Raw genomic sequence first — 11,515 nt, 5'->3', positions numbered from 1 at the left:
TAAACACAGTTGCACGCAACCTTCGTTGTGGTCCGCAGGCGCCTGTCACGGCCCCTTGTGGGGGCCGGTTCAGGCTGACCGCCGGCTCCGTTGCCGGCGGTGATTGTGACCCTACTCACAACGGGCACCCGGCACAACCGTACGAACCATAATTGAGCAGAATGCCCTGTTCGCCGTCACCGAGCGGTGCTAATCTTGCGCATTATGCACCCCTTGGATGGCACCGACCGGCGGATCCTGAGGGCGCTCTCACAGGATCCCCGGCAGACGGTGGTGGCGCTCGCGCAGAAGCTGGGCCTGTCCCGCAACACGGTCCAGGCCAGGATGGCCCAGCTGGAGCGCAGGAACGTCTTTCTCTCGTTTGACCGCCGGATCAACCCGGCCGCTCTGGGCTATCCGCTCATGGCTTTCATCTCGGTGCACGTCCAGCAGCGCAAGCTGGGCCAGCTGAGCCATGACCTCGCGGAAATCCCCGAGGTGCTTGAGGCCTTCGGGCTGACCGGGTCGGCTGACCTGCTGCTGCGGGTGGTGGCGCTCGACGCCGAAGATCTGTTCCGGATCAACGGCAAGATCCTGGCCTGCGACGGGGTGGAACGGGCCGACACGGCACTGGCAATGGGGGATTTGATTCCCTTCCGGATGGAGCCGCTGCTGGAGAAGGAACCCCCGGCAGCCTCATGAACAGCCGGGCCCTCCGGGCGGTGGAGTACGCGTGGACGGGCCGCTGAATCGAAATATGCTTGAAGCAGCTGAACCCGATCCGGTGTCATCGATGTGCAAGGAGCCAGGATGTCCACACCCGCCGATCCGCAGGAGCCCGGACGCGGGCCCGCAGACGGCCGTGCACCGGAGCCGTCAGGCATCCCGCCGCGCCCGCTGATGCCGCCGAATCTGGCGGCCCCCTCCTACCCTGCCCAAGGCGGCTATCCCGGCGGACCCCAGTATCCCGGCGGAGCCCAGTACCCCGGCGGACCCCAGTACCCCGGGCAGCCCTATCCCCCGGATGCGTTCGGCAGGGGCGGTCCCCCGAAGGGCCGCAGCCGCCGGGGCCTGTGGATAGGCCTCGGTATTGCCGGAGGCGTCGTGCTGCTGGCCATTGTCGGCCTCGTGGTGCTCTTTTCCTTGATCGGCAACAGTGTCAGCAGGGTGCAGTCGGCCGCCGACGAATTCAACCACCACATCATCAAAGGCGAAACCTCCGAGGCCTACGAGCAATTCGATCCTGCCCTCAAGCGAAACCTGTCGGCCACCCGCTTCGCTAATGGCGTCGCCGGCCTGCGGCTGACCCCGGACTGCGCGCTGAAATACTCCGACGTCTCGAGCAAGACGGTCAACGGTGCCACCCAGGGGTCGGCCGCCGGCACCCTCGACTGTCCCAACGGCAACGTCAATTTCTCCTATGTCTTTTCCGGCTCCGAACCGCCGCTGATGACGTCCATCCAGATCAGGCCCCAAGGCTAGGCTGCGCCGGCGGCTCCCCCGCCGGGCGGAAAGGCAACACCATGCGCGTGGGAATCCCCAGGGAAGTCAAGGACAACGAGTTCCGGGTGGCCATCACTCCCGCGGGTGTGCATGAGCTGATGCTCGACGGGCACGACGTATTCGTCGAGTCCGGCGCCGGGTTGGGCTCCTCCATCACTGACGGCGACTACGCCGAGGCCGGCGCCCGGATCCTTCCGGATGCGGACCATACCTGGGGCGAAGCCGACCTGGTGCTGAAGGTGAAGGAGCCGGTGGCGGAGGAATACCACCGCCTGCGCGGGGACCTGACCCTCTTCGCCTACCTCCACCTGGCTGCCGCGAGGTCCCTGACCCACCAGCTGTGCGAGGCGGGGACCACGGCGGTGGCCTATGAAACGGTGCAGCTGCCCGACGGTTCCCTGCCGCTGCTCGCGCCGATGAGCGAAGTCGCCGGGCGGCTTGCGCCGCAGGTGGGAGCCGAGGCGCTGCTGCGGCCCAACGGCGGGCGCGGGGTCCTGCTTGGCGGCGTCCCCGGGACCCATCCGGCGAACGTCGTCGTCCTCGGCGGCGGCGTCGCGGGATCCAACGCCGTCGCCATCGCCGCCGGCATGCGCGCCGACGTGACGGTCCTGGACACAAACATCGCCAGGCTGCGCCAGCTCGAGGAGGAATACGCCGGACGGGTCAACACCGTCGTCAGCAACGCCTGGGAGGTCACCCGGGCCGTCCTCGACGCCGACCTCGTCATCGGTGCCGTGCTCGTCGCCGGGGCCAAGGCCCCGAAGCTGGTCAGCAACGACCTGGTGTCCCGGATGCGGCCCGGTGCCGTCCTCGTCGACATCGCCATCGATCAAGGCGGCTGCTTCGAGGACTCGCGGCCCACCACCCATTCCGATCCAACCTTCCTGGTCCACGACACCGTGTTCTACTGCGTCGCCAACATGCCCGGGGCGGTGCCGCGGACCTCGACCTACGCGCTGACCAACGCCACCCTCCCCTATGTGCGGGCCATCGCCGGCCAGGGCTTCGACCTGGCGGCCGAACGGCTCCCCCAGCTCCGGCCGGGACTGAATGTCCGGCACGGGCACATCGTCTCCGCGCCGGTGCGCGAGGCGCACCCCGGACTCTAGCCGGCGATTTCCCGTTGAGGTCCCATCCTCCGGCGCAGCAGCCCCGAACCACTGCGTGAGAGCCCCAGAAGGGACTCGCAGGCAAGGATCCTCCGGCGCCGAGCCGGGATCCACAACGGAAGGTTCGAATCATGCGCACATCACCCAACCGGTTGATCGCCACCATTTTTGGCGCGGTGTACCTCTTGGTGGGCGTCCTGGGCTTCTTTGTCACCGCCGGGGTCGGTTTCTTCGCTACCTCCGGCGCCGACCTGATCATCTTCGAGGTCAACCCGCTGCACAACGTCATCCACCTGGCCATCGGAGCTGCCCTGCTCATCGCCGGGCTGAACTCCGTTCCCGCCGCCAAGTCGGTGAACACCACCGTCGGCGCTGTGTACCTGCTCGTCGGCATCCTGGGCCTGTTCCTGCTCAACAGCGCGCTGAACATCATCGCCCTGAACGGCCCGGACAACGTCCTGCACCTGGCCAGCGCCGTGCTGCTGCTCGGCGTCGGCCTCTCCCAGGACAAGGCGGCCGTCCGCACCTCCGCCGGCACCCGCGCCGTCTGAGCATGGCCGCCGCCACCCTTCCCGAGTCCGTCCGGCTGCTGGCCTTCTTCGCCGGCTACGGAGCGGCCACGGTTGAGTTCGGCATCAGCTCCACCGTGCTGGCCGGGGGTCCCGCCCCGGCCAGCACCGCTGGAGCCGCGCTCATCGGCCTGTGGGCTGCGTCCCTGGCGCTCTGGGCGACCCTGAGCCTCCGGGCAGGGCGCGTGCGCTTCGGCCGGTCCATCGCCGGCCTGCTCGCCGCCGCGGCCGCCGCCCATCTGGCCGCAGTCGTCGCCGAAGCGTGGTTCGCCCCCGCCGGCCAGCGGGGTCTGGACATCAGCAACCTCTGCGCCTTCGCCCTGAGCCTGCTGGTTCTCGGCTCGCTCGGCTGGCTCCGCTCGCACCGGCAGACCGCCCGGCCGGCAGCCGCAGCGGCACCTCCCGCCGGCCGGTTGCTCGGCGCCCTGTTCGCTGCCGCCGTCATCGTCGCCTCCGTCACCACCCCCGGCCTGGCCGCAAGCGCCGCCGGCCACGTCGCCGTTCCGCACGGCGCCCACGGAAGCCACCTGCAGGACCCGGCCCAGCACCACGGGCACTGATGACCACGGGCACTGAGCACCAGGCACGCCGACCACCAAGTGCACCAGCAGGAACGGAAGAGCCCCCGGCCGCGCGCCGGGGGCTCTTCGCATGCGTCGGCAGGCGCCCTGCAGGCTAGTGGTGCGCCGCCTTCTCAGCACCGATGCCGGTCAGCGAGCGCACCTCCATCTCTGCCTGCTTGACCTCGCTCTCCTTGTTCTTGTCCAGGACCGTGCCCAGCCAGCCGAGGAAGAACGCGAGCGGAATGGACACGATGCCCGGATTGCTCAGCCCGAACCAGGCGAAGTGCGCCCCCGGGATCATCGAGGTCTTTGCCCCGGAAACCACCGGCGAGAAGGCGATCAGGATCACCGCAGCGGCCAGGCCGCCGTACATGCTCCACACCGCGCCCTGGGTGGTGAACCGCTTCCAGAACAGCGAGTAGAGGATCGTCGGAAGGTTGGCGCTGGCCGCCACCGCGAAAGCGAGAGCCACGAGGAAGGCCACGTTCTGGCCGTTCGCGAAGATGCCACCGACAATCGCGAAAATGCCGATGACGACGACGGTGCGTCGGGCGACTTTGACCTCGCTGAGCGCGCTCGTGCGGCCCTTGGCAATGACATTCGAGTAGATGTCATGGGCGAAGGACGCCGCTGCCGTGATCGTCAGGCCGGCGACGACGGCGAGGATCGTCGCGAACGCCACGGCGGAGATGAAGCCCAGCAGCAGCGGCCCGCCCAGCTCGAAGGCCAGCAGCGGGGCCGCCGAGTTCACCCCGCCCGGTGCGGCGGTGATGGTCTTGGCTCCGATCAGCGCTGCCGCGCCGTAGCCGAGCACCAGGGTGAACAGGTAGAACAGGCCGATCAGCCAGATGGCCCAGACCACCGAGCGGCGCGCTTCCTTCGCCGTCGGCACCGTGTAGAAGCGCATCAGCACGTGCGGCAGGGCCGCTGTACCGAGCACCAGGGCCAGCGCCAGCGAGAGGAAGTCCAGCTTGGACGCATCCGTCTTGCCGTACTGCAGGCCGGGGTTGAGCAGCTGGGGGTTGCCGGTGGTCTCCGCGGCATGCCCGAGCAGCGCGGAAAGGTCGAAGCCGTGCATCGCCATCACCCAAATGGTCATCACGAAGGCGCCCGCGATCAGCAGGCCGGCCTTGATGATCTGGACCCATGTGGTGCCCTTCATCCCGCCCAGGAGCACGTAGAGGATCATCAGCGCGCCCACGACCGTGATGACCACGGCCTGGCCGCCCCAGTCGCTGATGCCCAGCAGCAGGGAGATCAGGCTCCCGGCGCCGGCCATCTGGGCCAGCAGGTAGAAGAAGCACACGGCCAGCGTGCTGGTGGCCGCCGCGATCCGGACGGGCCGCTGCTTGAGCCGGAAGGAAAGCACATCCGCCATGGTGAACTTGCCCGTGTTGCGCAGCAGCTCAGCAACCAGCAGGAGGGCCACCAGCCACGCCACCAGGAAGCCGATCGAGTAGAGGAAGCCGTCGTAGCCGTTGACCGCGATGGCTCCGGTGATGCCCAGGAACGAGGCGGCCGAAAGGTAGTCGCCTGCGATCGCCGTTCCGTTCTGGCCGCCGGTGAAGGACCGCCCCGCCGCGTAGTAGTCAGCCGCGGTGCGGTTGTTGCGGCTCGCGCGCAGCACGATCACGAGGGTGATGGCGACGAACACGGCGAAAATGAGCATGTTCAGCCAGGTGGTGTCCTTCAGGTTGGCCACCGCGGCCATCGGTATCCTCATCGCTGCACCTTCTTCGCGTCGTGTTCATGTCCTTCAATGCTGGTGCGGATGTCCGTCGCCTCAGGGTCCAGCCGCCGGTTCGCGTAGCTGACGTACCACATGGTGATGGCGAAGGTGCTCACGAACTGCAGCAGGCCGAAGAGGAGGCCGACGGTGATGTTGCCTGCCACCTTGATTGACATGAAGTCGTGCGCGTAGTCGGCCAGCAGCACGTACAGGAAGTACCAAAGCAGGAACGCCACCGCGAGCGGGAAGACGAAGCTGCGGTGCCGGCGTCGAAGTTCCTGGAATTGCCCCGTGGCCTGAACTTCCTGAAAGTCAACGGAGGCCGCGGGGTCGGCATCCGTGATGTGGGCGTCTTTACCCATCATTCCTCCTTGATCCGGACACAGAGCAAAAGTCTGTGATCTGTATCACCTTGCGCCCTGCGCGGCGGCGCGGCGCTTTCCGTCGCCACTGCAGTCGCCCAGCGGCTGCGGGCGTGCGCCGAACGGTCCCCGGCGGCCGCTGGTTACTCTTGTTCCATGCCCGAATCCGCGTTCGTCGTCGCCGCCTCCATCGCGGTGATCGCCGTCGCCGTCGCCATCGTCGCTGCCATCGGCTTCCGGCTCTCGCGCTCGTACCGGGACCTGGGGACCGATGCCGAACGCGCCACCTACAACACCCTCCATTCGGCCGCGCTGGCGGGTCAGCACCTGCGGGACGGGCTGCGCGGCGGGGGCGCGGCGAAGGCGAGCCGCCACCTGCGCTCGATGCTCGGCTGCGCCGCGCTGGCCCTCACCGACGACGACGAGGTGCTCGCCTGGGACGGTGCCGGTGAGAAGCACCGGCCCGCGGTCATGGAGCTCGCGGCGAGGGCACTGGCCACCGGCCGCACCCAGGTGGTGCGCGCCGGAAAGCTCCCGCACGCCGCGGCCGGCTGCACCGACGGCGGCTGCCCGCTGCACGAGGCGGTGATCTCCCCCATCCGCGTCGGTGCCAGGACGGTCGGCACCGTGGCCGCCTTCGCGGACGTGGCCGGGGCCGGCCTTGTGCGGGCCACCAGCGAGGTCGCGGACTGGGTGGCGGCCCAGGTGGAACTCGAAGAGCTCGACTCGTCCAAGGCGATGCTCGCTGAGGCGGAGGTGAAGGCGCTCCGGGCGCAGATCAGCCCGCACTTCATCTACAACTCGCTCAACGCCATCGCCTCCTTCATCAACACGGACCCGGCGCGCGCACGCGAACTGGTGGTCGAGTTCGCGGATTTCACGCGCTACTCGTTCCGGCGGCACGGGGATTTCACCACCCTGGCCGAGGAACTGCGCTCCATCGACCGGTACCTGCTGCTGGAGCGCGCCCGGTTCGGCGAGCGGCTGCAGGTCAGCCTGCGCATCGCCCCCGAGGTGCTGAGCACTGTCATCCCGTTCCTGAGCCTGCAGCCGCTGGTCGAGAATGCCGTGCGGCACGGCCTCGAAGCAAAGGAAGGAGTTGGGCACATCGAGATCACCGCCAACGATTCCGGCGCCTACGCCGAGGTCACGGTCGAGGACGACGGAACCGGCATCGACCCGGAGAAACTGCGTTCCGTCCTTGCCGGCCGCGGCGACGGGGACCACGTGGGCCTGCGCAACGTGGACACGCGGCTGCGGCAGGTTTACGGCGACGACCACGGCCTGGTGATCGACACAGCCCCTGGCGCGGGAACGCTGGTCACGCTCCGCGTGCCCAAGTCCCAGCCGCAGCACGACGTCGACTGACCGCTCCGCCGCCGGACCACCGCAGGCAGCCGCCGGCCGGACCGTAAACTTTTGCCATGATCAACGTTCTCGTCGCCGACGACGAAGCCCCCGCCGTCGAGGAACTGGCGTTCCTGCTGGGCCGGGATGACCGGGTCGGGGCCGTGCACAGGGCTTCCTCCGGGGCCGAGGCGCTCGGGGCCCTGGAACACCACGACGTCGACGCGTTCTTCCTCGACATTCACATGCCAGGGCTGTCCGGCATGGACATCGCCCGCCGGCTCGCAGAGCTGCCGAAGCCGCCCGCCGTCGTGTTCGTCACCGCGGACGAGGACTGCGCGTTGGAAGCATTCGAGCTCGCGGCCGTGGACTACCTGCTCAAGCCCGTCCGCGCCGAGCGGCTGGCGAAGTCGGTCGGCCGCATCTGTGAACTCCTCGACGACGGCGGCCAGAAGCCCGACGTGATCACCGTCGACCAGGGCGGCGTCACCCGGATGATCCGCCGCGACGACGTGCGCTACGTGCAGGCGCAGGGCGACTACGCCCGGCTGCACACGGCTGAAGCGAGCTATCTGGTGCGGGTGCCCCTGGCCGACCTGGAGAAGCAGTGGGCTGAGCACGGGTTCGTGCGGATCCACCGATCGTATCTGGTGGCGATGCCGTATGTCGGCCAGGTCAAGCTCGGCTCGGCCCATCCGAGCGTGCGGGCCGGTGACGCCGAACTGCCCGTCAGCCGACGGCACCTCCCGGCGCTGCGCGAGATGCTCAAATCCAACCGGATCCGGCCGGCGTCATGACCGGTGCCGGCGAACAGGACCCATCCGGTACCTCCTCCCCTGCCGCGGCGGTCCCTGCCGCCCCGGTCCCTGCCGCTGCGCGTCCGGCGCGGGTCCGGGTCACCGCCCCCTCACCCTCGGCCCGGGAGCGGTCGCGCCGGCTGGCGGCGGCCGGCCCGCGGGATGCCGCGGAGCAGACCGAGGCGGGCGAAGTGTTCATCCGCTCCCTGATCCGCTCCCAGTTGCGGCTCGCCGTCGTCGTCGCGGGCGGCTTCCTGCTGATCCTGCTCGGGTTCCCGGTGCTGCTCTCGGTCGCTCCGGCGGTCGGCGCCATCCCCGTGTTCGGAATCCCGTTCTCGTGGCTGCTGCTGGGCCTTGGCATCTATCCGGTCATCGGGCTCTCGGCCTGGCTCTACATCCGCAGCGCCGCACGGAACGAGGACACCTACCGGGACCTGTCGGAGGAGCGGTGAACCCGGCGGTCGGAGTCCTGGCCCTCCTGCTGGTCGCCGTCGCGACGGCCCTGATCGGGTTCTACGGGCTGCGGGTCTCGCGCACCACCGGGGACTTCTACGTGGCATCGCGCACGGTGCGGCCGTGGTGGAACGCCTCGGCCATCGGCGGCGAATACCTTTCGGCCGCCAGTTTCCTCGGCGTCGCCGGGCTGATCCTGGTCTCGGGAACCGACGCTCTCTGGTTCCCGATCGGCTACACCGCCGGGTACTTGATGCTGCTGCTGTTCGTGGCAGCGCCGCTGCGCCGCTCGGGCGCCTACACCATCCCCGACTTCACCGAGGCGCGGCTGGACTCGCCCGGGGCCCGGCGGGTGACGAGCGCCCTGGTCGTGGTGGTGGGGTGGTTCTACATTGTCCCGCAGCTCCAAGGAGCCGGGCTCACCATCCGCATCACCACGGGCCTGCCGGCGTGGTCCGGGGCGGTCGCCGTCGTCGTGGTGGTGTGCCTGACCGTGGTCGCCGGCGGCATGCGCTCCATCACCTTCGTCCAGGCGTTCCAGTACTGGCTGAAACTGACGGCGCTGGCCGTTCCGGCGGCTTTCATCCTGGTCCATCTGGCCGGTACCGGCCGCAGCTTCCCCGACAGCGCCGCCGTTTACACCGCTGCGCTGGATCCGCAGGGGCCTGCGAGCCTGTACCGGACCCTGTCCCTGGTCATCGCACTGCTCTTCGGCACGCTCGGCCTGCCGCACGTGCTCGTGCGCTTTTACACCAACCCCGACGGCCGTTCCGCCCGGCGGACGACGCTGATCGTGCTGGGGCTGCTCTCGGTCTTCTACCTGTTTCCGACCATTTACGGGGCGCTCGCGCGGGCCTTCGCCCCGGACCTGGCTGCGGGCGGCCAGGCGGATGCGGCGGTCCTGCTGCTGCCGGGACGGCTCGTTCCCGGCCCCGCGGGTGACGCCCTGACGGCGCTCGTGGTGGCCGGCGCCTTCGCGGCGTTCCTCTCCACGACGTCCGGCCTCGTGGTCTCGCTCGCGGGCGTGGTGAGCCAGGACCTCTTCGGCGGCAGCGTGAAGGGGTTCCGAACGGCTGCCGTGCTCTCCGCGGCGGTGCCGCTGCTGGTCGCGCTCAGCACCGACTCGGGCGCGCTGGCGGGAAGCGTGGGCCTGGTGTTTGCCTTCACCGCCTCAACGATCTGCCCGATGCTGCTCCTGGGGATCTGGTGGCGCGGCCTTACCCCCGCCGGCGCGGTGGCCGGAATGTCCGCCGGAGCTCTGCTCTGCGGCGGCGCCATCCTCATCGGCGCCCAGGTGGCCCCCGCCGGGCCGGTGCACGAGCTGCTCGCCCAGCCGGCGGCGTGGACCGTGCCGGCGGCGTTCGCCGTGATGGTGTCCGTCTCCCGGGCCACCAAGGGCCAGTCCCCTGCGGCCGTCACCCGGATCATGACCCGGCTGCACGCGCCGGAGCGCACCTACTGAGCCGGCACCGCGCGGCCCTCGCGCACCAATCTCAGTCGATGGCTGCCATTAGCTCGACGACGCGGTCCAGGAAGGCGTCCACCTGGGTTTCCTCATAGCCGGCAGCACCCTTGGCCGGCTGGAAGACGGCGCGGCGCACGACGTCGACACTGAGCGGTTTGTCATTTTCGAAGTAGCCGAGCAGCTCGTTGCAGAGCCGGTCGACGTCGGCGGTGCTGTAGCTGCGCACCCGCCGCTTGGGGCGCCGGAACCGCTGGCCGTCCGGCCGGTGCAGGCGGGCACGCAGGACGGCGGAAATCCGGCCGATCTGGGCCAGCCAAGCCTCCTCGCCTTTGGACGCAATCAGCTCGTCGCGTTCGCGTTGCGCAAAGACATCCTCAAGCCGGTCCAGGGCAGCGTCCACGGCCTGGGCGTCGTAGCCGCCCTTGGCGGGGTCGAACGACGTCGAGCGCACCTCGTGGCTCGTCACGGCGGCGGCGTTCTTGTCGGCCGAAGTGTAGTAGGCGCGCGCCCGGCGCAGGAAGTCATCCACCTGCTTGGGGTTGTACCCGTATTCGTTGCCGTCCACCCGCGCGAACGGAGTGGCAGCGCGCTGCTGTTCATCCACAGTCATTTGTGTCCCTTGTTACTGACTTTCGTCGATTCCGCTGCCCATTTTACGGTGCCGCGCCGGGCGCAGCCCCAAAGGCGCCCGCGCGGGCCCGGCCGGCTAGCTGTGCCCGAGCAGCAGGAAGAGCAGGTAGGCCACCGGCGAGGCGAACAGGATCGAATCCAGCCGGTCCATCATGCCGCCGTGCCCGGGCAGGATGCTGCTCATATCCTTGATTCCCAGTTCCCGCTTGACCATCGACTCGGCGAGGTCCCCCGCCGTGGCGGCCGCGACCAGGCCGGCGGCGATGATCAGCCCGGACCACCAGGGCATGTCCAGCAGCAGCAGCGACGCCAGCAGGCCCACCACCATGGCTCCGGCAATTGACCCCGCAAACCCTTCCCATGACTTCTTCGGGCTGATCTTCGGCGCCATCGGATGCCTGCCGAAGAGCACCCCCACAAGGTAACCGAAGGTGTCGTTGGCGACGACCAGCAGCAGGGTCACGGCGATCTGCAGTGCCTCAAAGGGAACCGACGCCCCGGGCCAGATCAGCGCCGTCGGCACGGTCTCGGCGGCGTGCAGCGGCAGTATCGCGAAGCTGATGAAGAACGGCACCCAACACAGCGTGAAGATGCCGGCAAAAATGCTCTGCGCCGCGCCCTCCGCCGGTTCCAGGCTGCGCCAAAGCAGCACCGCCACCGCGCTGCCGGTGAGGGCGAACATGAGGCTTTCGGTGCCGCCGAAGTAAGCCACCAGGGGCATCGCCAGGGAACCGACCAGGACAGGGACGATAGGCATGTGGATCCCCCGCACGCCCATTGCCCGCGACACTTCCCACACACCGAACACCGCGAACACGGTGACCAGCAGCACGAAGGCGAGCGGGATGAGCAGCAGGCCCACGAGCACGGAGACCAGCATGGCCACGCCCACAATGATGGCGGCAGGAAGGTTCCGGCCGGCCTTCGGCGTCGGGTTCTGGGTCATCCGGAAGCGTCGGCGCGAACCAAGCACCGGCGCCCGGCCACCAGCCCCGTGCCCCCGCGGGCC

13 protein-coding genes are annotated in these 11,515 nt (G+C 69.1%); 9 read left to right on the top strand and 4 right to left on the bottom strand.

Going from position 1 to position 11,515, the window contains the following annotated elements; genetic code table 11:
- The first annotated feature begins 204 nt into the window (after positions 1–204).
- From KIH31_RS08610 to KIH31_RS08590, 5 genes are all read left to right on the top strand, one after another.
- The gene (locus KIH31_RS08610) at positions 205–681 is read left to right on the top strand and encodes an Lrp/AsnC family transcriptional regulator (protein ID WP_214426662.1); all 477 of its coding nucleotides are present in this window, start codon (positions 205–207) and stop codon (positions 679–681) included.
- A gap of 108 nt (positions 682–789) precedes the next feature.
- Positions 790–1,461 (top strand): hypothetical protein, encoded by a 672-nt coding sequence (locus tag KIH31_RS08605; RefSeq protein WP_214426661.1) that lies wholly within the window; start codon positions 790–792, stop codon positions 1,459–1,461.
- A 41-nt stretch (positions 1,462–1,502) separates the two neighbouring features.
- Complete coding sequence (gene ald, locus KIH31_RS08600; protein WP_214426660.1) at positions 1,503–2,591, top strand: alanine dehydrogenase; 1,089 nt, start codon at positions 1,503–1,505, stop codon at positions 2,589–2,591.
- 131 nt (positions 2,592–2,722) lie between these two features.
- On the top strand, positions 2,723–3,142 hold the full coding sequence (locus tag KIH31_RS08595) for a DUF4383 domain-containing protein (RefSeq protein WP_214426659.1): 420 nt from the start codon (positions 2,723–2,725) through the stop codon (positions 3,140–3,142).
- A gap of 2 nt (positions 3,143–3,144) precedes the next feature.
- Entirely contained in the window at positions 3,145–3,720 is a 576-nt protein-coding gene (locus KIH31_RS08590) for a hypothetical protein (RefSeq protein ID WP_214426658.1), read from the top strand.
- Between the two features lie 115 nt (positions 3,721–3,835).
- On the opposite strand, the gene KIH31_RS08585 is transcribed toward KIH31_RS08590, so the two are convergent.
- A complete protein-coding gene (locus KIH31_RS08585) occupies positions 3,836–5,446 on the bottom strand; it encodes a cation acetate symporter (protein WP_214426657.1) in 1,611 nt (536 codons plus the stop codon).
- Positions 5,443–5,814, bottom strand: a complete 372-nt coding sequence (locus KIH31_RS08580; protein ID WP_214426825.1) for a DUF485 domain-containing protein — start codon at positions 5,812–5,814, stop codon at positions 5,443–5,445. Before KIH31_RS08580 ends, KIH31_RS08585 begins: the two co-directional genes overlap by 4 nt.
- A gap of 156 nt (positions 5,815–5,970) precedes the next feature.
- Here KIH31_RS08580 and KIH31_RS08575 point away from each other — a divergent pair, with 156 nt between their 5' ends.
- The 4 genes from KIH31_RS08575 to KIH31_RS08560 are packed head-to-tail and all read left to right on the top strand — an operon-like array spanning position 5,971 to position 9,873.
- Positions 5,971–7,182: a sensor histidine kinase gene (locus KIH31_RS08575; protein ID WP_214426656.1), complete on the top strand. Its 1,212-nt coding sequence runs from the start codon at positions 5,971–5,973 to the stop codon at positions 7,180–7,182.
- Between the two features lie 56 nt (positions 7,183–7,238).
- Complete coding sequence (locus tag KIH31_RS08570; protein WP_214426655.1) at positions 7,239–7,958, top strand: LytTR family DNA-binding domain-containing protein; 720 nt, start codon at positions 7,239–7,241, stop codon at positions 7,956–7,958.
- Positions 7,955–8,410 carry a DUF485 domain-containing protein gene (locus KIH31_RS08565; RefSeq protein WP_214426654.1) on the top strand — a complete coding sequence of 152 codons (456 nt, stop codon included), beginning with the start codon at positions 7,955–7,957 and terminating at the stop codon, positions 8,408–8,410. The genes KIH31_RS08570 and KIH31_RS08565 overlap by 4 nt, the downstream gene beginning before the upstream one ends.
- Positions 8,407–9,873 carry a cation acetate symporter gene (locus KIH31_RS08560; protein WP_214426653.1) on the top strand — a complete coding sequence of 489 codons (1,467 nt, stop codon included), beginning with the start codon at positions 8,407–8,409 and terminating at the stop codon, positions 9,871–9,873. The genes KIH31_RS08565 and KIH31_RS08560 overlap by 4 nt, the downstream gene beginning before the upstream one ends.
- A gap of 31 nt (positions 9,874–9,904) precedes the next feature.
- On the opposite strand, the gene KIH31_RS08555 is transcribed toward KIH31_RS08560, so the two are convergent.
- Both KIH31_RS08555 and KIH31_RS08550 read right to left on the bottom strand, forming a co-directional pair.
- Positions 9,905–10,486, bottom strand: coding sequence for a DivIVA domain-containing protein (locus KIH31_RS08555; RefSeq protein ID WP_214426652.1), 582 nt, complete (start codon positions 10,484–10,486; stop codon positions 9,905–9,907).
- 96 nt (positions 10,487–10,582) lie between these two features.
- A complete protein-coding gene (locus tag KIH31_RS08550; protein ID WP_250545667.1) occupies positions 10,583–11,452 on the bottom strand; it encodes a phosphatidate cytidylyltransferase in 870 nt (289 codons plus the stop codon).
- Positions 11,453–11,515 lie beyond the last annotated feature (63 nt).

It is taken from the genome of Paenarthrobacter sp. DKR-5 (genome assembly GCF_018531425.1).
Lineage (GTDB): Bacteria > Actinomycetota > Actinomycetes > Actinomycetales > Micrococcaceae > DKR-5.
This window is presented reverse-complemented; position numbering and strand designations above follow the sequence as displayed.

What these genes read in the sequence shown, in the direction of transcription:
- KIH31_RS08580 (WP_214426825.1), bottom strand. Translation starts at nt 5,814, where the DNA reads ATGGGTAAAGACGCCCACATCACGGATGCCGACCCCGCGGCCTCCGTT.
- ald (WP_214426660.1), top strand. Translation starts at nt 1,503, where the DNA reads ATGCGCGTGGGAATCCCCAGGGAAGTCAAGGACAACGAGTTCCGGGTG.
- KIH31_RS08575 (WP_214426656.1), top strand. Translation starts at nt 5,971, where the DNA reads ATGCCCGAATCCGCGTTCGTCGTCGCCGCCTCCATCGCGGTGATCGCC.
- KIH31_RS08550 (WP_250545667.1), bottom strand. Translation starts at nt 11,452, where the DNA reads ATGACCCAGAACCCGACGCCGAAGGCCGGCCGGAACCTTCCTGCCGCC.
- KIH31_RS08595 (WP_214426659.1), top strand. Translation starts at nt 2,723, where the DNA reads ATGCGCACATCACCCAACCGGTTGATCGCCACCATTTTTGGCGCGGTG.
- KIH31_RS08565 (WP_214426654.1), top strand. Translation starts at nt 7,955, where the DNA reads ATGACCGGTGCCGGCGAACAGGACCCATCCGGTACCTCCTCCCCTGCC.
- KIH31_RS08570 (WP_214426655.1), top strand. Translation starts at nt 7,239, where the DNA reads ATGATCAACGTTCTCGTCGCCGACGACGAAGCCCCCGCCGTCGAGGAA.
- KIH31_RS08610 (WP_214426662.1), top strand. Translation starts at nt 205, where the DNA reads ATGCACCCCTTGGATGGCACCGACCGGCGGATCCTGAGGGCGCTCTCA.
- KIH31_RS08605 (WP_214426661.1), top strand. Translation starts at nt 790, where the DNA reads ATGTCCACACCCGCCGATCCGCAGGAGCCCGGACGCGGGCCCGCAGAC.
- KIH31_RS08555 (WP_214426652.1), bottom strand. Translation starts at nt 10,486, where the DNA reads ATGACTGTGGATGAACAGCAGCGCGCTGCCACTCCGTTCGCGCGGGTG.
- KIH31_RS08590 (WP_214426658.1), top strand. Translation starts at nt 3,145, where the DNA reads ATGGCCGCCGCCACCCTTCCCGAGTCCGTCCGGCTGCTGGCCTTCTTC.
- KIH31_RS08585 (WP_214426657.1), bottom strand. Translation starts at nt 5,446, where the DNA reads ATGAGGATACCGATGGCCGCGGTGGCCAACCTGAAGGACACCACCTGG.